This window comes from Halanaerobium sp., assembly GCF_003070835.1.
On the sequence record NZ_QBLR01000001.1, the window covers coordinates 14818 to 37635 of the forward strand.

Here is a 22818-nt window from a genome sequence, read left to right on the forward strand (position 1 = left end):
CTCATTGAAAATATTATATCACAAATAATTTTTTTTATAAAGTTTTTAAAGAATTAAGAAAAATTAGAGTTTATATTTAAATTTCAAAGAAATTTTGCGGCCACTCTTATCAGTTCGACCGGAATTTTTCGTATTTATCTGCTGGTCAAACTGCAGCTTTGTGTCCAGATCAAGATTTTCGCTAAATTTCCAGCCCCACTTTAAGGAAACTCGATTCAATCGATAGTCATCTTCCGGACTGATCTTATATTCAGTCCACTGTCTTTGAAATAAAATTTCATAATCGTGTTTTTCATTTAAATCATACTGCAGTGTGTACTGCACTCGGGCCAGCTGATAGTCTTTTGTTTCCGCCTCCAGATAATCCTTATCTCGCAGCAAAAGTTTAAATCGATTGCGCAGTTTCTCAGTTAAATAAAAGGTATAATTACCCTCAACTTCTAAATTCAAATTATCATAGGTCTGACTCTGTTCATAAATGCGCTGCTGCCGTTGAGCTTTCAAATAATAATATTCACCTACAGCCAGCTTCTGTTTATATCGCAGCCACTGTTTGTTATACTGATAATAATCAACAATGTTATCTTCATTTTCTTCCAGGTCTCCCGGATCAGTATAAAGCCGATCTCCACTCTCAAAACTGCCACTAATTTCCGGCCTATAGTCTTTAGCTGCCACCGGGGCTGCATAAAAACCAGTTAAAATCAAAGCAGAGAAAATTAAAAGAATAGAAACTATCAGAAAAGTTATTGTGTTCTTTTTCACAAAAATCACCCTTTTTCTTTATTTTTCACGATTAAAAGGAAAATTCCTGCAATTTTGTGAAAAAATATTCAAAACCCTGTCCTTTAATCAGACAGGGTTTTAATAAATTAGATTAGATTTAAATAGAAAGACCAAAATTAATACTTTTATCAACAAATTCATAGCCAATAAAAAAATCAAAACAGTCTTCTTTTTTTCTAAGTCGAAGATTTATTTCGTCCCATTCTTCGCTAGATAAATCAAAACTGCCATCAGTCTCAAGTGCCCAGGCTGAATCTGGATAATCACCTCTGATATCTAGAGAAATTGAAGGTTTAAGCAATCTTTCCTCTTCTTCCCGATCATCGACTAATGGGGTACTGCCCATCACTCTATCCTGCCGATAAAAAAGGGCAGATTTAAAAAGTAACTTTTTATTTAATTGATTTCGATAGCGAAGACCGGTATTTAAAACCGAAAAGTGATAATTCTGATCATAGCCGCTCTGATAATGATCAAGTCGATAATTATGAGTTAAGTGGTAGGAGAAACCAGCTGGAAGCTGCCAGCTATTGTTGTAGTTTAAATTTAATCTGGATTTATTTAACTCTACTCCTCCATTTTCGACCCGTCCTGTCCCCAGGGAAGTTTTAAAAGAATAAAAAGCAGGAAATGAAAGTTCAAGATAAGGATAGTAATTGTAGTCTTCTCCTGCCACATATTTAAGATTCCAGTTAACAGCTGTCTGGTTATGGCTTAAACTGTAATTTTCTTTAATCAGTTCTTCGCTATTATATTCTCTTCTCAAAGATGCATTGACCCCTGTCCCAAAGCGATAGTCAGCTGTATAAACTGTTTCAATTATTTCTTTCTGTTCCGGATCGTATTTCTTAAAAAGACCAGTTTTCAAACCACTTTCAAATTGGTAATTTGCCTCAACAAAATATCGATTGACCGGCTCTGCAGGCAGTAAATCCCGCAAAAGTCCTGCTTCCAAACTTAAATTGCCAGGAGTATAAAGCAGTGAACTTCTAAATTCTTTTTCTTCTTCGTCTAAAACCTCATCCTCAAAATCATAATCATAAAGATAATAATAACGATTTTTAAAACTTAAATTCTCAGTAAATCGCTGGATATTAAGATATTCTCTGCGTTCATCTCTTTCCTCTCCGGACCCTTCCCGCCAGTAATAAATTCGGCCGCTGTTAGAATCTCCAATCTGGTAGGGATAGGACAACTCAACTGTAACTCCTTTTTCAGCATCATAGCCGAATCTGGGCAGGGGAAAGGTGTTTCTAAGTTCTTCTCCCTCTTTTCCGTCAGGATCATAGGTAACAGAATAATATGGAAAGTAAAAAACAGGTATATTGGCTATGTAAGGAACTATATGATGAATAGTAATCGTATTATCAGGATTAATTCTGACCTCTTTAGCCTTAAAATGATAGTGCGGTTCCGGACGACTGCAGGGAGTAAATGCTGCTGACTGCATGACACCTTCTACTGGTGAAGCCGAAAGTATATTTAGCTTCGAACCAGAAAAATATATCTGGCCAACACTTCCTTTCGCACCGTAAAGACTTCCCGTTTCCAGTTGATAATTATACTCCAGGCTGTCACCCCGCAGATCATCTTTATCAGATTCAATTAAAACATTTTTATAAGCTTTTAACTTTTTATTTTCGGTATCAAGTTCAAATTTATCTGCTCTAACAGTAAAATCAGCTGATTTGAAAACAGGTGAACCTTCAAAAACTACCAGACCTGTTTGCTCAATAAAAGTAATTTCTTCTCCTTGAACAACATAATCTGCTGCAGATACTGAAAACGAAAGTAAAAAAAGAAAGGCAAAAACAAGCAGCAAAAATCCTCCAATTTGATTTAACTGACAATGTCTATAATTATTTTTCTGCAAGATTCTAACTCCTTTTCAAATCAGTTTTCTGCTCATCTAAAATAATATGAAAAAACCCGCCTTTCTGGCAGGTTAGATCTATTTTAAAACTATACCCCTAATTTCTTTTTCTTCAATCAGCTGGATATATAACTCTGAACCAGCAGGAATTGTCTCATCTTCACCTTCAACAAAATAACCAACAACTACTCCCGGCAAACCAAGAAGGGCCGTTCCCAGCACACTGGCACCAATAGCCAGTTTCTGTGATTCGTTCTCTTCCCGGGCCTCATCTTCAATTGCAACATCCAGTGAACTACCATCAATAGCAGTCAGTTGAGGAAAACCAATTTTAATGTCTCCATCCTGCCCCATTTTCCCGGCTTCTTTAATTTCTGTAACTTCCAGCTCTCCTGTAGTACCTGCAGGTATGATTAAAACATCCCCAATTTTAATATCTTCTACCACCTGATAGGGAACCTTCTTACCCCGGCTGGCAGTTTTAGAATCAATTTCTTCCAGCAATTCGATCCTGATTAGCTGATTCTCTCTACTTTTTACAAGCTGAATTGGCATTTCCCGCCCGCTGATTGTTAGCTGATAAAGCTTCTTAATCCTTTCTTTAAGTGGACCCTCAGTAACTTGACCACTTACCATCTTCTCTAAATTATTGATCCGTTCAAGCAGGTTAGATCTCCCGATTTCTCCACTTATTGCCCACTCAACTGTATTAAAGAGAAAAACAAGAGAAGGAGACTTTTCTGTTGTTTCAAAAAGATCAGAAATTATTTTTTCTGTTCTTTCGACAATGGATCCCGACTGCCTTTTTTGATATAAACTCTGTTCAACATCACTAACCCGTTCTAAAATCGGCTTATCCGATACGGAACCATATAAAAGCCTTTCCGCATCTGCCAGACCATCGAGTGGAATAATCCCCGCAGCCTGCAGCTGGGAATAAGGCAAAATAGGTGTCATAATAATTGAAAATACTAAAATCAGTACTGTAATTTTTTTTATATTTATTGACAAAATACTGCACCATCCTTAAAAGTTTATTTCGAAAGAAGCACTAATATTTCTTTCGCTATCATCCTTATTTTCATCATTTTCGATTAATTCATAACCAAGATTCAAACCATAATTTTCATCAAAAGTTACTCCCAGACCTAGATCCCAGGCTGTCTGAGATTTTAAAGTTGACTCCAGGTCCTCTGGGTTCAGCAATTTATAGGAAGCACTAAAAGTTGCCAGATTATTAAAATCGAGCTCAACACCAGTTATTCTCTGAGTCAGTTCGTCATTTAAATCAATCTGATAGCTGGCTCTAATTGTTCCCATTGGATCATTATACTGCAATCCAAAGACTGTAGTATCAGCATTTAAGTCATAATCATCATTAAATGTATTTAAATCATTATTTTCTATAAAATCAGCAGAAACTGTAAGCCGATCACTGGTTTGATAGGCAAGTCCCAGACTGCGCCGACTTTCATTTTCTTCTCTAAAAACTCTCTCAGAACTGGCAGGTGTTAATAGGTTTTCCTCACTGTTAATAGTAAGATTCGGATTAGCTTCCGAATCAACTGTGGAAGAATTTACACTCTGCACCTCCCACCATTCTCGGTTAGCAAGACTGTAACCTGCTCTAATCAATGCTCGCGAATTAATGGCATATTCAAGCTGCAGCTGGGTTTCACTAATGACTTCATCATCAATAATCTGCTGGCTATAATCCGTATTAAAATTAAGATCAGATAAAAGCTGCAAACCTGTATTCTGCTGGCTTCCATTACCAGTAAGATTAAAGCTGCTGTTATCTATTTCAATATCTTCGATGTTAGTTGTGCTTTCAAACTGAGAAGCAATACCAAGCAGTTCTTCCCTGGCAGAATCGGAAAACGACTTTTCCTGAGACAGGTCCAGACTTTTAAGATTTTCTGTTTCAGGATCAGTATTGGTCTGATCTGCTTCCTGAGCCGAAATATTTAAAGTAAAAATTAACAAAATAATGGCAGTAAATATCAATAATCTCTTCATCTTTCCCTGCCTCCTTTCTTTTATAATTACACACTTTAATTATAACAGATCTGGCCTGAATAATCCAGATAAGAAAACCTTTTATTTTCCAATTTATTATATTTGTCTATTTCGATATAGTATTATATAATCTAATTAATAAAAATATATTTGAGGTGGTCATATGTCAGCAGATATAGGTTTGATTGCAGCTCTTTCGGCAGGACTTTTATCTTTCTTTTCTCCCTGTATTTTACCATTAATACCGACCTACCTGTCTTATCTAGTCGGTGATTACGCAAAAGCGAAAGAAAAAAATAAGAATATTTCAATTGTAATCTCTTCTCTCAGTTTTATTGCTGGTTTTACTATTATATTTATTTTGCTGGGCTTATCAGCCACATTTTTAGGTAAATTTTTAATTAGAAACCAGAATATCCTGACAAACATTGGCGGCATTATTATTATTATTTTTGGTCTTCATTTAACAGGAATTCTTGAAATAAGCTATTTCTATCGAGAAAAGAAATTTGAGTTACCGGATTATCTGCAGGGAAATTTGCGTTCCTTTGTAATGGGATTAATCCTGGCTCTCGGTTGGACCCCCTGTATTGGACCTATTTTAAGTTCAATTCTGATTGCTGCCAGTACAAGGTCTAATATCATGGAAGGTGGCTTGTTACTTTTATTTTATTCAATTGGTTTATCAGTCCCATTTTTCTTATCAGCAATTTTTATGGATTATCTCTTGCCAAAGTTAAAGGCTTTTAATAAGTATCTGCCATTAGTAAACAGAATAACAGGAATATTACTAATTATTTTTGGATTTTTAATGATCAGTGGTTATCTGGAAGTTTTAAATAGAATGCTGCTTTAAATTTCAAAAGATACCTTATAACAAAAACTTTTAAGAACATTATCTTGATCAGTAGCTTAAAATTGAGTTTCATATTTAAAAATAAAGGAGACTAATAATTTGCAAAGAATTATATATCATGGTACAAAATAAATAACCTCGGGAGAGATAATCTATGGAAAAAAGAAAACATATATTAGTACTTATATTGACTTTAATTTTATTTTTAAGTGGAACTGTATTTGCAGCACCCGAAATAGATATTTTTGATAATTGGATTACAAGTAAAAGTAAAGATTCTGAATCAGGGAATACTACTGTAGAAATATACCAATCAGATTATGCTATACCTTTAAGGGTGATTTGGAAAAATGGCGAGATAATGATAGTTATGAAGCCTTATAAAATAGAAGAACTAGGTAATGAATACGAAATATATTATCAATTCGATGATGGTGTAACTAATAGAGTTGTTTGTGAGGTTTCTCAGGAAAGAAAAAGTCTTTACCTTCCTGACCAGCTGGAAAAAGAATTGATTGAAAAAATGATGACTCATGAAAGCTTAAATATAGGAAGCTTTAAACTTCCAGATCCTACAGCAGGAAATGAATTAAACTATGATTTAAATAAATTTGATGAAGCAGTAAAAAAATACAGAGATTTATTTTTGACTAATTAAATTATTGTTTTAAAAAGCCCTTAAGTCAAAATTTGAATATCTGCCTTAAGGGCTTCTTATTAATTATTAATTTATCGCTTAGAAACTCTATGTTAAACCAGCTTTATATGAAAATCCGTTACTGTAAACATCTCCTTCATCCTCATCATCCATTTCAAGATATAGATAATCTATACCAGCATTAAAATCCCAGCTATCAGCAAATTGACGTTTATAACCAATACCCCATCTATAACTAACCGCATCTAAATCTACTTTTTCATCTACTAAACCTGAAGCAGCAAAAGCTTGACCTTCAAAATTCTTATCTTTAGTACCTTTATAAAAAGCTACTCCTCCACCAGTTGTCCATCTTTCACTTAATTCATAATCAGCTAAAAGAGCAAGACCATTAAGTGCAACATCAATTTCAGCTGATCCTTTTCCAACAGCAGAATCAAAATTTGTTTCTACTGCACCAAAGATATGTTCATACTGAATATTTGCTGTCCATTTATCACTTACTTTCTTTTTCGCTCCTAAATAAAGCATAGGAACTTTATCAATATTGTCCATTTTTTCAATATTACTTGTTGATATTGAACCCTGAAAATTGCTTGCAACTAAATTATTTAAATCATCTATTGTAGAATTCCATTTATCTAATGTAACATTTGTAATAGAAATCCCACCAACAGCTTCCCAATCAGATGCAGCTGCACTTCCTGCTAACAACCCTACTATCATTAAGGCCATCATTAATATTATAATTTTATTCTTCATTCTTTAAATTCCTCCTATAGTTTGTTATTTTTTTCCTATAAACATAGAAAACCCGAGGGATAAATCCCCCGGGTTGTTTTTATTTCTTTATATTAGACTATGATTAGAAGCTTACAGATAAGGAAGTAGTTACAGCATTACCTGTACCTTCGCCCTCAACGTCATCTTCTCCGTCAATCCACTTAGCTTCTGTATTCCAAGTCATATTATCTGAAAGTTCTTTTGTCATATAACCTTTCAGGTAGTTATAACTAATTACAGTGGCACCATTATCATCTTCATCTTTATTAACTAATTCTGCACCAAGAGTAGTTGTATCGTTCCAAGCATACTCAGTACCCAAAGTGATGATAGTAGTATCATATCCATCTTTGTAAGTATCATTCATAGTATAAGCAACAGATGCACTATTAGTAAACTTACCATAACTATTATCTAATGCTACTTCTACAGTATTTTTATCTTCGTTATTGTCATTAGATTCATCTTGAACTAATGTATAGTCACCAGTAACCGTATTATTTTCATTTAATACATATGATGCACCTACATTAAACTTGTTATAGTCATTAGCTTCTTCAAGATCTCCTAATACACTTGCTGACTCAAAATTCTCGCCAACAGTTTCAAACATACCATCAACAGTTAATGCGTCACTAACTTTTGCTTCAGCATTAACATTGAATAGTGTATCACTTTCTGTATCAGTATCATTAAACACAACTTCTCCACCAACAGTTACCATATCAGTAACAGCTACATCAGAAACTTCTACTGCTACATCAGTAACATCTTTAGTTTCTAAATCAAAACTAGCCTGATATACTTTTCCAGTAACAGTACCGAAGTCCATTTCTCTACTTACATGAACACCATAATAATCTGTATCAACATCATAATCTTCTCCTAAAACAAAAGCAGTGATGTCATTACCCATGTAAGAAGCTGTCATTTCCATACCTTCCATATCTTCATCATCAATGAAGTATGAAGAAGCTGTATATCCGTCTAAGTCACCAAACTTAAATCCATAATCATTATAAGCAACTTCTAATAAAGCACTATCAACAGCTAAATCTAATCCATCTTCTTCAACACTATAAACACTGCTATCAAAAACAGTATCTTCTTCAGCAAATACATTAGTAGTAGTATCTACAGCAAGATTAAAGCTAGCTCCATTTAATTCACCAGCAGCGTTAATTCCAATTTCCTGCCAGAATTTCTTTTCTGCTGGGAAATCTTCTGCATCTTCTTCTTTAGAAGGACTAACTGGTGCAGCAATATCTAGAGCGTCTCCATCAGCCCACAGTTCTATAACAGCATCTGCGTTATCACCATAGTTAGCAACTTCTGCAAATGTATCTATAGTAGCTGTAAATTCAATGTTATCTTCTGGTACGTCCATAGCGTCTACTTTAGCTTCTAATTCAGCCATATCTTTACCTAAAGCATCAACGTCTGCGCCTAATACTTTAAGCTCAGCAGCTAATTCGAAAGTTAAAGCGTCAACGATATCTGCTACTTCTTCAGCTTGAGCATCGCTTAAGCTGTCCTGAGTGTTCTTTTCCATTAAGGACTTAACGATAGCAGTTACGTCTTCTGCCTGACCTGTAGTTAGACCTTCGCTCATTTCGTCCATTGCAGCAGCCATTTCTTCCTGCTCAGCAACAATGTTGTCTAATGCGCGGCTAACCATAACAGCCATTTCGTAACGAGTCATGTTCTGGCTACCTTTGTATTCGCCATCAGGATAACCTTCGACGATACCAGCAGCAACTAATTTGTTAATTGCATCGTATGCCCAGTGATCACTTGGTACGTCAGAGAATGACTGACCAAATGCAGGCATAGCTAATGCTACGACTAAGATTAAAGCAATTGTAATTGTAAGTTTTTTCATTATTAAAATCCCCCTTGATTGTGTTCTAACATTTTTCTTTTTCGATATATAAGTTCTAATAACTTATACAATCATAGAGGACATCCGAGCGAGTTACCTAGTTTCCTCTTCATCTGTCCAAAAGATTTTTGATAAGTATCTTAGAACTCTTATAACTCTACAGCTCCGCAGCTTCGGGGGCACCTCCTTTCCGCCGCATTTTAGCGTTGAGTTTATAAGCATAATTAAATTATCAATTTGCAAATTAAATTATAACAGTAAACTAACCTAACTGTCAAATTTATTTACTATTAATCCTCAAACCCTATTGTAAAGCACTTAATCGATTTTGTCAAGCTTATCGAGATATTTTTCACCAATTATTAAGGCTGCATAATCATCAAGCGGCTTTTTAAGCTTCCAGCTGACCACTTTTCGCAGCAGTTTTTCGTAGTTAGACATCGGCTTTTCCTTTAAATAGCGGGCCTGAGCTTCCTCTGTTGTATATTCTTCAGCAACCATTGTTATTTTTAAATCAGAATAACGGCTGCTGACCATTTCTTTTACTGAATCAGCCCCGGTCCCATCACCAATTATTATTTCTTTGATCTGATAATTATTAAAAATCTCAGCTAAATGATCTAAAAGCTCTTCTTTTTTGACTATTGTTTTTTCTTTTTCTTCTTTAGTATAACTTAAAACTGCAGTCCCAACTTTGTCACTGCCCGGATCCAAAGCAAGTAGATTATTCATTATTAGCCTCCTCAGCAGAACCATCAGCCCCAATCTCTTCCAGCTCAAAGTCTAAATTATCATTTAGTCTATCCTGTCTCCAGATATCTCTGCCGGCATAAATATTAATCCGGACTTCACCACTGGCTGAGCGTACCCTGTTAACCAGATCATAAAACTGGCTGAAGTTGATACTGCCGACCTGGCCTGAGTTATCGGGTAATAGTCCCTGGTTAATTGCTTTCTGGTTAATATCCTGCAGCAGTGCTTCCAGTTCAGTCTCTATTTCTTTACTACTCTGTTCAGCACTAATTTCTCTACTGCTGATTAGCTGTCCCTTTTTGAAGACTTTAAAATCCTCATAAAGCTGGAAATTCGCATAAAGCCAGTCGTTTTTAGGAACATTAACTCTGGCTATTAAAGAAACAATAACTCTACTGCCCGGCTCCATATTGTAAATGATGCGGGCGGCATTTAAAATATCCTCAGTCTGTAAGCGGAGTGCCATCCCGGTTTCTTCATTAACTTCAATCTCTTTTTTTACTGCAACCTGATTGGCTGCCTGCAGATACTTATTTAAAGCAGAAATTGTTTCCTGTTCACTGCGGCCGCCTTCTAGCACATCAGTATAGATCACATCACCTTTTTGATAAACCATATCTTCACCCATGTAGTAGATCACACCGGCCTGCAGCTGGTTGGCAACCTTCCGCAGCTCATCATAATCAGCTTCCAGCTCGGAAATTTGATTTTTTAGCTCAGCAACCTGTGATTCCAATTCTTCGCGCTGAGAACTCAGTTCTTCTACCCGCTGCTGCAGCTGGTTTCTATTTTGAGTTAATTCTTTTAGTTCACTTTCTACAGCTGCTATTTCCTTATCCCTTTGAGCTATCTCTTTTTCTCGTGCCTCAATTTCAGCCTCTTTTTTAGCTATCTCTTTTTCTCGCGCCTCAATTTTCTGCTGCAGTTCTGAGAGCTCCTGGTCTTTTGCTGCCAGCTTCTTATCTTTTGCTGTCAGCTGCTGATCTCTATCTGCTAATTCTTCGTTTAAATATTCCAGTCTTGTTAGAACATCATTAATGTTAAATAAGGCTTGTCTCAGCTCAGAATAAACCGCAAGCAAAATGGTAACTGAGAGAACAGCGATTAAAATTCCGGTTACAATAGTAATAATAATTGAAGAATAACGGGGGCGGAGACCAAATAAGGAAACACGCTTTTTACCCATCTTCATTCCAATCCGATCACCAATATAGGCGATTAAACCACTTAAGATAACTACTGCTCCTATAATTACAAATGCGTTAATAATCTCCACCTCCTTTAAATCTACTGTCTTGCCGTTTTAATTAAAAGTCCAACTCCAACAATAAAGATTACTATATTCTGCAGCCAGGCTCCAAGCCAGGGCTGAATTGTTCCCTGACTACCGAGAGCATCCCCAACTGTCATTAAAACATAATAGATAAAGATAATGATAATACTGATGCCAAAACCGGTTGCCGAACCAGCTGAACGCTGAGGCTTAATCCCCAGCGGTGCTGCCAGCAGTGCAAAAATAAAGCTGGCTAAGGGAATCGAAAAACGGTGATGCAGTTCAACCCGCTCCTCATAAGCTGCTCGACCCTGCTCTTCTTTAAGGGCAATCTGTTTGCTCAGCTCTCTCACATTCATCTCATCAATATTCTTACCCAGACTGCCTGCCTGAGCTGGAGAATGAATCTCCTCCCGGGAGCGGTAACTGCTGAATTCTAAAGCCGGCTGCCTGTTATTTCTATCTAAAAAATAAACCGTTCCATCATAGAAATGCCAGCCGTCACGCAACCATTCAGCTCTTTCTGCTTCCAGCACACTGTCTGGACTACCGTCCTCAAAGCTCTGAACAACCACATCCTTCATCATCCCGCTCTCTCCATTAAAACTGTGGGCATAGAGCATATAGTCAGGTCGGCGGGTACTGCTGTCCATTGGGGTTAAAAATAAATCATACTGAGTTTCCGGCCGCTGCTCTCCGTGGCGGGCCTGATACATAATCTGCTCAGCCTGATAATTGGCATTGGGCACTAAAAATTCTGAAATAGCAACAGTAACTCCACTGGTTACAAGCCCCATAATCAGTGCCGGCAGCACCAGCGAAATAATGCTGATCCCTCCAGCCCGCATAGCTGTAATCTCACTGTCACCAGAAAGCCTGTTGTAGGCCATAATTGTTCCCAGAAGAGATGCCATTGGAAAAGTTAAAACAATAATCTCCGGCAGGCTTAAAAAGAAAAGCCTGATTAAAGTTAAAACATCAACACCCCACTGCGTATAAAATTCTGTCAGTTCAAAAATTAGATCAGTCCCGATAAAAATACCGGTAAAAGCTGCTACACCAAAGAAAAAAGGTGCAATCAATTCTTTATAAATATATTTGTTAATTGTTTTCAAAAAAGATGCACCTCACTAAATTTTAAATTTATCTCCCAGATAAAATTTACGTGCCTGTTCATTATCTGCAATTTCCTCTGAGGTTCCGGAAAGTAAAATCTTACCCTCATGCATAATATAGGCTCGATCTGTAATCGAAAGGGTCTCCCGCACACTGTGGTCAGTGATTAAAACCCCAAGACCTCGATTTTTAAGATAGCGGATAATCTCCTGAATATCATTAACTGCAATCGGATCAACTCCGGCAAAAGGTTCATCTAAGAGAATAAAAGCCGGATCAGCAGCCAGGGCTCTGGCGATTTCCACCCGGCGCCGCTCACCACCGGAGAGCTGAAAACCCTTGCGGTTTCTCAATCCTTCAATGTGAAATTCCTGCAGCAGTTCTTTAATATTTGCTTCAATCTCCTGACTGTTTAAGTCTCTGTACTCTAAAATAGCCTTCAAATTTTCCCCCACCGTCATTTTACGAAAAATCGAAGCTTCCTGAGGCAGATAGCCGATCCCGAGTCTGGCTCTTTTGTAAACAGGGAGGTTTGAAATATTATGCTCATCAAAAAATATCTGACCTCCATCAGGATTGATTAAACCTAAAATCATATAGAAAGTAGTTGTTTTGCCGGCTCCATTAGGGCCTAAAAGACCAACAATCTGGCCGCGTTCCACTTTTAAATCAACTTCGTTAACAACCCTTTCCTTATTATATTCTTTAATTAAGCCCTGAGCTTTAATTGTCATCTAATTATTCCTCCACTGTCTCACTATTAGTATCTGCAGCAGCTTCCTCTTCACTGAAGCGGAGAGTTGCTCTTCCGCGCAGCTTAACTTCTTCAGTCTGCTGATTAACCTCTGCTGACTGAGAGCTAAAGGACTCTCCATTTCGCTCACCCTGAACATTACCTTTCAGAGTTATTATTTCACTATTGAGATTATAAGTTATCTGATCTGCTTCAGCCCAAAAATTATTATATTCCAGGTAGGCATTACCCTTAACCTCTATTCTATCTTCGGACCGGTAAATATCGATCTGTTCTGCCTGCAGCAGAGAATTTTCGCCTCTGACTTCAGCCTCTTTGATTAAATGAAAAACCTGAGTCTCAAGATTTCCGGTCAGCTCAACAGCCTTCGCTTCAAAGTCCTGGTAAAAAAGTTTTACATTATTTCTAAATTCAATTTCCCCGTTATAACGGCGGTAAATACCAACATCTTCAGCTGTAATCCTAAGCTCATCATATATCAGTTCTACACTGCCGGTGGCTCTAAACACCTGACCGGCTTCAGTCTGCTCCAGGTCAAGATTATCTCCGTTCAATTCCCTGACTGCAGCTGCATTAGCTGTCAGCGCCAGGATAAATACTAATAAAAAAAATAAAATTTTTTTCTGCATCATTAATGACTCCTCATTCAAATATAATGGTTTTAGAAAGTATTTCTAGTCCTCCGACATCTCATCAAAATCCACTTCAGCCTGTCCATTATCACCCTTAAGCTTTAAGTTCCTTAAATCAAGATCTGAATTAAAGCTTGCTGCCCGGGAATTAAATTCACTTCCCGTAATTTTAACAGAGCCTCTTCCTTCGAGATAATTGCGGTTTAAATAATAGTCGAGCTCCTCTGCTTCAATCTGATAGCGGTCACTCTCAATTAAGACATTACCTCTGATCTCCAGATATTGATCATTACTGTGATAGACTGCAAAATCACCACTGAGCGTATATAATAGCTGGTTGCTGTTTGTTGAATAAACTTCTGCCTCAAGTGGTCTAAGTTCCATTCGCTGTTCATCTTTAAAGTTTTTTAGGTGTTCAGTCTCCAGCTTCAGCTCCTGATTCTGCTGGTTATTAAAAACACTGAAATTCACGCCCTCCAGCTCCTCTTCGGGTAGCTCTTTATTTTCAGCTGTCGGCTTAGGTGGAGTGATTGGATTTTCTTCCAGAGTAAAATAGAGTGAAAAAATAATAGTGATAAAAATAAAGAGCGCTAAAAAAATACTTTTTCTATCCACTATTTTTTAGCCCTCCTTCTCTAAGCAGTAAGTCTGCTGTTTTTTCCACTGCACCTCCACCACCAAGTTTGTGGCGCACGGTCTGCAGCTTCTCTTTAATTTTATTCAATTCTTTTTTATCATTCAGCCAGTTCAGGGCAGTTTCTGTAATTTTTTCTGCTTCAAAATCCTGCTGCAGCAGCTCGGGTACAACCTCTTCGCCGGCAATGATATTGGGTAGGCCGACAAATTCAACCTTAAAAACATACTTTGCCAGAAAGTAGGTGGTCAGAGCCGCCTGATAGCAGATAATCTGCGGTGTATCCAGAATCGCCGCCTCCAGAGTTGTGGTTCCCGAAGCAGAAATTATAAATTCGGAAATCTGCATCAGCTGGTAATTCTTCTTTTGAATAATCTTTAAATCAAGCTCAACCTTTTCGGTAAAGGATTTTAAATACTCAGGCTCAATTCCTTCTGCAGCTGCCAGCAGAAATTCAATTTCCGGTTTTTCTGCTTTTATACTGCAGGCTGCCTGGAGCATCTCCGGCAGCAGTGACTCGATTTCTCCCCGGCGGCTGCCCGGAAAAAGCGAAATCACCTGTTTCTGCTGATCTAAATTTAACTCCTTTTTAATTTCTGCTGCTGTTTTATCAACTTCGACAATATCTACCAGAGGGTGACCGACAAAAGTAACTTCTGCTCCGGCTTCTCGGTAGACATCTCTTTCCATTGGAAAAACAGCTGCAATATGAGTTCTATAGGAAGCCATTTTGTCAGCCCGGCGCTTATTGTAGACCCAGGCTGAAGGCGGAAAATAATTAACCGCCTTAATTCCCTCCTGACTGCAGGCTTTGGCCAGTTTCATATTAAAGGCCGAATAATCAACCAGAAATACCAGATCTGGCTTCCGCTCCCGCAGGATTTTTTTCATCTCTTTGAGATGTTTAAAATGCTCTTTCAAATTTTTTAAAGCTTCTATATAACCAATAGTACTGATTTTGGTGGGGTCGATTAAAATCTCTGCTCCTATTTCCCGGAGAGCAGTCGAGCCCATACCAAAAATTTGGATACTACTATTTTTTTCTTTTACTTTTTTTAGGACGGCAGCGGCGTGCATATCACCAGATACTTCGCCTGCTGAAACCATTATTTTTGCCAAGGTAGGATTAACTCCTCTTTATTATATTCCGCAGCAGCAACTACAATTCCTTCTGCAGCTGCCCGGCGGCAGAATTCTTCTTTGTTTAAAATAAATGTTTTATCTGCTTCAATTATTAAAGCTCCTGCTTCTGCCTCAATTAAATTCTCCAGGGTTTTTAAACCAACAGTGGGCAGGTCAAACCGAATATCCTGATTTCTTTTGCTGCATTTAGCCATTACAATTCCCGGACCTCCAAATTTTGCCGCCCGCTTAATTGCTTCATCTGTTCCTTCGATTGCTTCCAGGGCCATAACTGCTCCACCTTTAACTAAGGCAGTCTGACCGATATCAAAACGACCGAGGTTATAAGCGGTCTCAAAAGCAAAAACCAAATCTCTTTTTAGTTCAGAATCTACTTTACCAGCCAGAATTCCTGGCTCTGCCAGCTGTTCTTCTAAAAGATAGGTCTGGGGCAGGATTTTAACTCCCGAATTTATAAATTCCAGGGCCAGAGCCATCAATATAGTATCATCATTTAATTCCGGCAGCTGTTTAAGCAGCTGCTGGAGCTTCTGGTCCGGATTGAAATCATTAAAAAGATGTGCCTTCTGGATCTTACCGAGCCAGATAGCCTCTTCGATTTCTTCTTCTTCTAAAATCTGCAGGATTTCTCCCAGCTGAGTTAAATTAACCGTATATTCTGCACAGTCTAAATCAGAGAATTCAGCTGTGATCTCTTCGGCAATTTTAATTACAATAAAATTCTCAGCCTGAGCTGCAGCCTTTTCAGCCCAGAGACGGGGCAGCTGACCCCAACCTGCGATTAGAGCTTTTTTAGTCATCACTGCCACCTACCGGCAGATTCCGCGGCTGGCATTGCGCAGAAAACGCAGAAAATGCTCGATTTCCTCACTGGCATCGAGTTCCTGGTCCATCTTTTCTATCGCCTCGTCAATATTCAGCTTGGAGCGGTAGAGAGTTTTGTAGGCTCTTTTTATTTCTCTACGCATTTCGGGGCTGACCCCATTGCGTCTTAAACCAATAACATTGATCCCGTTGACTCCTGCTGGATGACCATCGACTAAAATATAGGGAGGTACATCCTTAACTACCTTAGAATGTGCACCAACCATACTCATCTTACCAATGCGAACAAATTGATGGACTCCAACCATACCTGCGATTACTGCATGATCTTCGATTGCTACATGGCCTGCCAGGTTTGTCGCGTTGGACATTACAATATGGCTGCCCAGCTGACAGTCATGTGCTACATGACAGTAGGCCATTAATAAATTATCATTTCCAATTCTTGTCTCCCCTCCGCCATCGGCGGTCCCCCGGTGGATAGTAACATTTTCTCTAATGGTATTATTGTCACCGATAAAAAGGTAACTCTTTTCCCCATCAAATTTTAAATCCTGGGGCTCAAAACCTATAGAAGCCCCGTGGAATATTTCATTATTTTTACCAATCTGAGTCCAGCCCTTAACTACCACATGAGGTCCAATTACTGTCCCCTCACCGATTTCAACATTTTCACCGATGATGGCATAGGGCCCTATTTCAACATTTCTCCCAATTTTGGCTCCCGGAGCAACAATTGCTGTCTCATGGATATTGCTCATGTGGAGCACCTTTCCTTTTTTTTCAGCTGCCAAGACTATCATTCCCCTTCCAGAATTCTCTATCTATTTCTCCTCAAATGTAAACATCATTTCCGCTTCTGCAGCAAGATTATCGCCCACATAAGCTTCTCCTCTCACCTTAGAAACTCTTTTACGCAGTCTTACTATTTCAACCTTGATTCTTAACTGGTCACCCGGTTTAACAGGTGTCCTAAACTTAGCTTTATCAATACTGGTAAAAATAGGGAGCTTATCTTCCATATCTTCAAAACTGTAATAAATCAAAATTCCTGCTACCTGGGCCATCGCCTCAACTATCAGAACACCCGGCATAATTGGGTGATCAGGGTAATGACCTAAGAAAAACTCTTCGTTGATTGTTACATTTTTAATCCCAACAATTGATTCCTTTTTATGGACTTCTTCAATTCTATCTACTAATAATAAAGGATAACGGTGGGGTAAAATTGACCTGATTACACCAATATCAATAATTTCATTTATCTCACTCAAATTAATTTTCCTCCTCAAGCATTTTTTCTCTAATCTTCTCCGCCAGTCTGACATGAAGTCGGTGACCGGATTTGACTGCTATTATATGCCCCATAATTCTACCATTTAAAAACATGTCCCCAATAACATCTAAAATTTTATGTCTGACAAACTCGTTCTCAAATCTGAGCGGGTTAACCGTTTTTGTTTCTTCTATTAAAACCGCATTATCAAGACTGCCTCCCAGTGCCAGCCCCTGAGCATGGAGCTTTTCTACCTCGGCTGCAAAACCAAAAGTTCTGGCCCTGGAAATTTCTTCTGCAAAATCTATTTTTTCAGCATCGAATTCGAAATAACTGCTTCCGATTACAGGATGCTGATAATCGAGAGTATAAGATATTTTAAAACCATCATAAGGCAGGATAGTAATATATGAATCATCCTGACGGGCATAAACTGGAGACTCAACTTTAAAAATTTGCCGCTGCTCCTGCTGTTCCTGCAGCCCGACACTGATTATCTTTTGATAATAAGGATAGGCACTTCCATCTATGACTGGAATCTCTGGACCAGAAACTTCAATTTCTAAATTATCAATTCCACTTCCCCAGATTGCAGCCATCAAATGTTCTATAGTACTGACTTTAGCCTCTTTAACTTCTCTACTGCCGATGGTTGTATTTCTAACCAGATTAACTACTGACTCTGGAACTGCCTTCAGCTTCAGCTGCTGTTTCAAATCAGAGCGAAAGAAAACTATTCCGGTTCCTGCAGCTGCCGGTTTTAGTCTAATTTCTGCATCCTTACCTGAATGGAGGGCAATTCCTTCGATTATAATCTCTTCATTTAATGTCTTCTGCTTGCCTTTTTCTATATACAAAGCTGTCATCCTTTCATTAAAAGCCTTTCAATAGTTTATTATATATTTATTGACTTTATAATTCAAGGATTATTTATTTTCCAGCTCCGCCAGTCTTTTTTCTAATTTTTTTATTTTATCAATATATTTCGGCAGGCGCCTTAAATAGGCCTGTTCCTTAAGAGCTTCCCGGTGAATCTGAGCCGGCGCTCCGGAAATAAAATCCCCCTCATTTGTCGGTGAAGTAACCATTGCTCTGGCGGCGGCAGTAGTATTGTCTGCCAGCTTGATGTGGCCGACTACACCAGCCTGCCCCCCCAGAGTTACCCGGCGGCCGAGTTTGGTGCTTCCCGCTACTGCAGAATGCGCTACCAGCAGTGACTCTTCTCCGATTTCAACATTATGCCCAATCTGAATCAGGTTATCAAGTTTGCTTCCCTGCCTGATAACTGTTGGTCCGCTGGCTCCTCTGTCAATTGTGACATTGGCTCCAATCTCGACCTCAGATTCGATAATCACATTACCCTGCTGAGGAATTTTGTGGTGACCGTCTTCGTCTGTTGCAAAGCCAAAACCATCAGAACCGATTACAGCACCGGATTGGATTATAACCTCATCCTGAATTATCGTTTCTCTTTCGATAATAACTCCGGGATGTAATAAACAATTAGCCCCAATCTTTACATCCGGTCCTATAATCACTCCTGGTGCCAGGACTGTGTTTTTACCAATCTCTACATTTTCAGCAATTACAACTCCGGGATGAATAGAAATGTTTTCTGCCAGTTTAACTGTCTCAGCAAGCACAGATTTCTCAGAAATTTTCCCACTCTCATAAGGTCGCGGTGTTAAAAGATCAGCTATTTGAGCATAAACTCTCCTTGGATTATCAGTCAGCAGAAAAGTTTTTTTCGCTTTTAAGTTTGAGTCCAGCTCTTTACATATCTGCTGGCTGCTGACAATTACTGCTGCCTTAGATTTTAAAGCCAGTTGTAAATATTCTTTTTGATCAGCAAAGGTGACCGAGCTGCCTCCACTTTCTTCTATACCACGCGCATTAGTTATTTTTAAATCTTTATCCCCTTTGATTTCTGAATCTGTAATTTCTGCTAGTTCTTCGACTTTATAACTTTTTGCTGCTGTCAATTTAATCTTATCCCCCTTAGAACAAAACTAATTATTTATATTTGTTATCTATTTTATCAGCAATTTCCTGGCTGATGTTTTTTCCTCCCTGATAAACTGCCTGGTCAATTATAATACTGCTGTAACTATTTTCTGCAGCAATAATTTCTGCTTCCCTGCGCAAAATTTTCATTATTTCCTTTTCTGCTGCCCGAAGAGAGCTCTCCCTTTTTTCTGATTTATCTCTGACTGCTTGCTTAATCTGACTTAAGTGTTTGCTGGCAGCAACTACCTGATCTAAATTAACAACTGCTGTTTGCTCTTCTTTATCTAAAAATAGTGGCATGATTAAAGTTAGCACAATGATAAATACTGCAGTTGCCTTACGATAATAATGCATTTAAAATAAACCTCCTGGTTTAATAATACAATTTTTTACTATTAGCAATTATATCTTCTAATTCAGCATCTTTTTCTGCTTTTGCTAAAGCTAAATCTTTTTTTATTTCTTCTCTGGCTGCCGCCAGTTCAGCTGAGATTTTTTCCCGCAGCTCAGAAAGTATCTGCTGATGCTTATCTCTAATCTTCTCGCGATAAGCAGCATACTGCTGATTAAATTCCATGATCAAAGCACTGGTTTTACTGGAAATGGCCTCATTTAATCTAGAATTTTTTGCGGCCATTAAAGCCTGCTGTTCTGATCGTACTTTTTTCAGCATATTCCTAAATTTTTCTTTTTCACTTTCTGTGTGAGCTGTAAATTCAATCTGAAGCTGTAAATTAATTATCCTTAAATAATTGTCAAGTATTTCTTTCTGATTAAAATCAGAATATTTGTTCCTTATTTCCTGCCTCAGCTGCTGCAATTTTCGCGAAAGTTCAGCCTCCAGTTCCTGCCTTTTTTGCTGCAGTAGCTTCTCCTCTCGCTGATCTAAAGTCCTTCGTTTAGCTTCTAATGCCTGCATCTTTTCTTCCCGCAAACCATTCAGTTTTTCTAGATAACCTGCAGTAATAACTGCCAGCATCCTTTGTTTGCTCTGCTCCATCAGTTCAAAACTTCTATCTCTTAAAGTTTTTTCAAAGGCCATTTTTTCCTGCTGCAGAGATTTTTCTACTGCCAGAGATTCGAAATTAAAAGTCGGCTTTTCCTCTGAAAAAATTGACTCTTTCTGCTGCAGTCTGTAAACCGGGTAATTTTCTCGCTGCTGAGGAGTGAAAACATAAATAAGAAGAAAGGCAAAAATTAGAGCCAATAAAATTGAAGTTAAAAATTTTATCGAGATAAAATGATAATCATATTTATCCATTTTGCCTTTCTCCTTTCTATTTAAGTATTAATTAATATTTAGTTGATAAAATGATAGTTTACCATTCTTTATTAATTTTTTTAAGAACATCATCAGTCAGGTTATAACCACCGGCTAGAATCTGTTCTGATTCCAGAACAAATTTTACTTTTTTTTCGGCTGCAGTTTTTTTGATTAGTTCCTCAACTTCTGCGGTAACAGAGGCCAGCAGTTCAGACTCTAAATTCTGCAGTTGCTTTTGATATTTTACCAGCAATTCTTTCTGCTCAGCCCCGGAAAGATCTTCAGCCTTATTTTCCAGCTGCTGCTGATATTCGGCAGCTTTTTGGTTTAAAGTTTTTTCGGCCGCTGTTCGAGCAGGGTGTTCTTCAAAAACTCGCTGCAGATTTACATAAGCAACTCTGTCAACTGATTTATCTTCTGTAATTATTCCAAGCAGAAGTACTGCAGCCAGAATGGCCGCCAGTAAAAGTACAACTGCCAGTTGAAACTTACGCTCACTCAAAATCATTTCCTAATTCCTCCAGGTAAATCAATTATCTTTTATCCAGCTTGATTGTCATTCTGTAATTCCATTAGTTATTTCTGCTTCGACTTATATTAAAATGTATTTCCAATACTGAAGTAAAGCTGACCATCCTGTTCCTCATCCCAGCCGTAGTCCAAGCGCAACTGGCCTACAGGGGTGTTCATTCTAACTCCAAGCCCATAACCGTAATTAAGATCACTTAGAGAAATACTATCCCTTTCTTCCCAGACATTACCGGCATCTGTAAAGATTACCCCGGTAAAGCTCTCATTAAAGGGTATTCTGTATTCTAAGTTTAATAATAATAGGTTATTATTTGGCTGACCTTCAATATCAAAGTCGCTGCGCTCATAACCGCGCAGGCTGTCCGAACCTCCGAGATCATATTCTTCAGAGTCTAATGGAGTTCTGGGTTCACTCAAACCAAGTTTCATCCTTACCGCCCAGGCATGGTCACTAAATCCCTGATAATAATGACGGGTATCCAGATTGAATTTAGTAAAGTCCATTTCTCCACCAATAAAACCACCTGCTTGTTCGATTTCAAAGTTATTTATTGAGCCAGAGGTGGGATGGAATCTGTTATTAGAAGTATCTCTGCTGAAACCAAGAGTTACTGAGCGAAGGCTATTATCATACTCAATTACATTACTATCACTCCGAATTGCTTTTGTATCCTGAGCTCTATATCTCAGTGATGTCCTCCACTGATTTGGCAGTGAATAGCCAAAGCTTACACTACCACCTTTACTTTCTTTCGTGTATTCCCCTATATTATCGGTTCTTTTACTTTCGCGATCATAAATACTGAAACCAAATGAAAAATCACTCTGTAATAGATAAGGCTCATAAAAGTTTAAAGAATATGTTGTTGTATCACCAAACTGCCATTTGGCACTGATATTCTGACCGTTGCCAAAAAGATTCTTCTCACTTACATCAACAAAGCCCAGCCAGCCATCTGTAGAGCTATAACCACCACCAAAATTAAGTCTCCCTGTTTTGGCTTCATCTAAATTTATTACCAGTTTAGCAAGGTTTTTCTCACTGTCTACTCGCTGTAGTTCAGGGTTAATGTTTTCAAAAAATTCGAGTCTGTGCAAATTTTGATAACCCCGCTGAATTTTTTTAATGTTTATGATATCCCCTGCTTCGATTGGCATTTCTCTTAAGATAACATCATCGTTAGTTTTTGTATTACCACTGATCTCGACTGAATCGAGATATCCGGGGCTGATTTCAACTGTCAGCACACCTTCCTCAGAAATATTCACATTTTTATAACGGGCCAGAATATAGCCGTCATCCTGCATTTTTTCCTGAAAAGACTTTAAATTCTCATTCATCTTTTTTACATTTAAAACTGTCTCCACTTTGAGGTCAAGTGCTTCTTTGATTTCTGCCTCAGTGTATAAACCTTCGTTGCCTGAAATCTTAATTTCCTTCAAGACAGGATTTTCTACAACTTCAAAAATTACATTCAGACCACCTTCAAAATTTTCAAAAACAATATTCACATCAGAAAAATAACCAAGATCAAAAATCGACTGCATATCTGACCGCAGGGCTTCCTGGTCAGTCTGATCTCCAACCTCAGTTTTGACTGCATTTAAAATTTCAAAATCACTAACATACTCATTTCCTTCAACTGTGATTTTAGTAATCTCATCAATTGGAATGTTTTGAGCTACAGTTGAACCGGCAAAAGTAATCGTTAGGGTCAAAATCAAAAATGCTGTTAATAAAACTTTTCTCATT

At 38.0% G+C, this 22818-nt stretch carries 24 protein-coding genes; 2 read left to right on the forward strand and 22 right to left on the reverse strand.

What is annotated here, in order from left to right:
* Nucleotides 1-63 precede the first annotated feature (63 nt).
* The 4 genes from CI949_RS00065 to CI949_RS00080 all read right to left on the reverse strand — a co-directional run bounded on the left by CI949_RS00065 (nucleotide 64) and on the right by CI949_RS00080 (nucleotide 4678).
* Nucleotides 64-765, reverse strand: coding sequence for a hypothetical protein (locus tag CI949_RS00065; RefSeq protein ID WP_133530684.1), 702 nt, complete (start codon nucleotides 763-765; stop codon nucleotides 64-66).
* Nucleotides 766-883: 118 nt separating this feature from the next.
* Nucleotides 884-2659 carry an LPS-assembly protein LptD gene (locus CI949_RS00070; protein WP_133530683.1) on the reverse strand — a complete coding sequence of 592 codons (1776 nt, stop codon included), beginning with the start codon at nucleotides 2657-2659 and terminating at the stop codon, nucleotides 884-886.
* 78 nt (nucleotides 2660-2737) lie between these two features.
* Complete coding sequence (locus CI949_RS00075; RefSeq protein WP_133530682.1) at nucleotides 2738-3670, reverse strand: hypothetical protein; 933 nt, start codon at nucleotides 3668-3670, stop codon at nucleotides 2738-2740.
* Nucleotides 3671-3685: 15 nt separating this feature from the next.
* Nucleotides 3686-4678: a hypothetical protein gene (locus tag CI949_RS00080; protein ID WP_133530681.1), complete on the reverse strand. Its 993-nt coding sequence runs from the start codon at nucleotides 4676-4678 to the stop codon at nucleotides 3686-3688.
* A gap of 163 nt (nucleotides 4679-4841) precedes the next feature.
* On the opposite strand from CI949_RS00080, the gene CI949_RS00085 reads away from it, so the two are divergent.
* Nucleotides 4842-5534: a cytochrome c biogenesis CcdA family protein gene (locus CI949_RS00085; protein ID WP_133530680.1), complete on the forward strand. Its 693-nt coding sequence runs from the start codon at nucleotides 4842-4844 to the stop codon at nucleotides 5532-5534.
* A gap of 154 nt (nucleotides 5535-5688) precedes the next feature.
* Nucleotides 5689-6192 (forward strand): hypothetical protein, encoded by a 504-nt coding sequence (locus tag CI949_RS00090; protein WP_114489473.1) that lies wholly within the window; start codon nucleotides 5689-5691, stop codon nucleotides 6190-6192.
* Between the two features lie 87 nt (nucleotides 6193-6279).
* Here the strand turns inward: CI949_RS00090 and CI949_RS00095 are convergent, their stop codons facing one another.
* From CI949_RS00095 to CI949_RS00180, 18 genes are all read right to left on the reverse strand, one after another.
* Entirely contained in the window at nucleotides 6280-6954 is a 675-nt protein-coding gene (locus tag CI949_RS00095; protein WP_133530679.1) for a hypothetical protein, read from the reverse strand.
* Between the two features lie 103 nt (nucleotides 6955-7057).
* The gene (locus CI949_RS00100; RefSeq protein WP_290761780.1) at nucleotides 7058-8857 is read right to left on the reverse strand and encodes an S-layer homology domain-containing protein; all 1800 of its coding nucleotides are present in this window, start codon (nucleotides 8855-8857) and stop codon (nucleotides 7058-7060) included.
* Nucleotides 8858-9175: 318 nt separating this feature from the next.
* Nucleotides 9176-9589, reverse strand: coding sequence for a RuvX/YqgF family protein (locus CI949_RS00105; RefSeq protein WP_133530677.1), 414 nt, complete (start codon nucleotides 9587-9589; stop codon nucleotides 9176-9178).
* A complete protein-coding gene (locus CI949_RS00110) occupies nucleotides 9582-10886 on the reverse strand; it encodes a DUF3084 domain-containing protein (RefSeq protein ID WP_133530676.1) in 1305 nt (434 codons plus the stop codon). Before CI949_RS00110 ends, CI949_RS00105 begins: the two co-directional genes overlap by 8 nt.
* A gap of 11 nt (nucleotides 10887-10897) precedes the next feature.
* On the reverse strand, nucleotides 10898-11998 hold the full coding sequence (locus CI949_RS00115) for an LptF/LptG family permease (RefSeq protein ID WP_290761785.1): 1101 nt from the start codon (nucleotides 11996-11998) through the stop codon (nucleotides 10898-10900).
* A 15-nt stretch (nucleotides 11999-12013) separates the two neighbouring features.
* On the reverse strand, nucleotides 12014-12733 hold the full coding sequence (gene lptB, locus CI949_RS00120; protein WP_290761788.1) for an LPS export ABC transporter ATP-binding protein: 720 nt from the start codon (nucleotides 12731-12733) through the stop codon (nucleotides 12014-12016).
* Between the two features lie 4 nt (nucleotides 12734-12737).
* The gene (locus CI949_RS00125; protein WP_290761791.1) at nucleotides 12738-13382 is read right to left on the reverse strand and encodes an LptA/OstA family protein; all 645 of its coding nucleotides are present in this window, start codon (nucleotides 13380-13382) and stop codon (nucleotides 12738-12740) included.
* 45 nt (nucleotides 13383-13427) lie between these two features.
* The gene (gene lptC / locus CI949_RS00130; RefSeq protein ID WP_290761793.1) at nucleotides 13428-14000 is read right to left on the reverse strand and encodes an LPS export ABC transporter periplasmic protein LptC; all 573 of its coding nucleotides are present in this window, start codon (nucleotides 13998-14000) and stop codon (nucleotides 13428-13430) included.
* A complete protein-coding gene (gene lpxB, locus CI949_RS00135) occupies nucleotides 13993-15138 on the reverse strand; it encodes a lipid-A-disaccharide synthase (RefSeq protein ID WP_290761795.1) in 1146 nt (381 codons plus the stop codon). Before lpxB ends, lptC begins: the two co-directional genes overlap by 8 nt.
* On the reverse strand, nucleotides 15126-15962 hold the full coding sequence (gene lpxI, locus CI949_RS00140) for an LpxI family protein (protein ID WP_290761797.1): 837 nt from the start codon (nucleotides 15960-15962) through the stop codon (nucleotides 15126-15128). Before lpxI ends, lpxB begins: the two co-directional genes overlap by 13 nt.
* A gap of 9 nt (nucleotides 15963-15971) precedes the next feature.
* Complete coding sequence (lpxA, locus tag CI949_RS00145) at nucleotides 15972-16790, reverse strand: acyl-ACP--UDP-N-acetylglucosamine O-acyltransferase (RefSeq protein ID WP_290761799.1); 819 nt, start codon at nucleotides 16788-16790, stop codon at nucleotides 15972-15974.
* Between the two features lie 21 nt (nucleotides 16791-16811).
* Entirely contained in the window at nucleotides 16812-17261 is a 450-nt protein-coding gene (gene fabZ, locus CI949_RS00150; protein ID WP_076545687.1) for a 3-hydroxyacyl-ACP dehydratase FabZ, read from the reverse strand.
* A gap of 1 nt (nucleotide 17262) precedes the next feature.
* Complete coding sequence (gene lpxC, locus CI949_RS00155; RefSeq protein ID WP_290761809.1) at nucleotides 17263-18120, reverse strand: UDP-3-O-acyl-N-acetylglucosamine deacetylase; 858 nt, start codon at nucleotides 18118-18120, stop codon at nucleotides 17263-17265.
* Between the two features lie 69 nt (nucleotides 18121-18189).
* Complete coding sequence (gene lpxD, locus CI949_RS00160) at nucleotides 18190-19245, reverse strand: UDP-3-O-(3-hydroxymyristoyl)glucosamine N-acyltransferase (protein ID WP_290761811.1); 1056 nt, start codon at nucleotides 19243-19245, stop codon at nucleotides 18190-18192.
* Between the two features lie 31 nt (nucleotides 19246-19276).
* Nucleotides 19277-19624, reverse strand: coding sequence for a hypothetical protein (locus CI949_RS00165; protein ID WP_290761814.1), 348 nt, complete (start codon nucleotides 19622-19624; stop codon nucleotides 19277-19279).
* Between the two features lie 19 nt (nucleotides 19625-19643).
* Complete coding sequence (locus CI949_RS00170) at nucleotides 19644-20531, reverse strand: hypothetical protein (protein WP_290761817.1); 888 nt, start codon at nucleotides 20529-20531, stop codon at nucleotides 19644-19646.
* Nucleotides 20532-20589: 58 nt separating this feature from the next.
* Entirely contained in the window at nucleotides 20590-21042 is a 453-nt protein-coding gene (locus CI949_RS00175; RefSeq protein WP_290761820.1) for an OmpH family outer membrane protein, read from the reverse strand.
* A gap of 89 nt (nucleotides 21043-21131) precedes the next feature.
* Nucleotides 21132-22817 carry an outer membrane protein assembly factor gene (locus CI949_RS00180; RefSeq protein ID WP_290761824.1) on the reverse strand — a complete coding sequence of 562 codons (1686 nt, stop codon included), beginning with the start codon at nucleotides 22815-22817 and terminating at the stop codon, nucleotides 21132-21134.
* Nucleotide 22818: the final 1 nt, after the last annotated feature.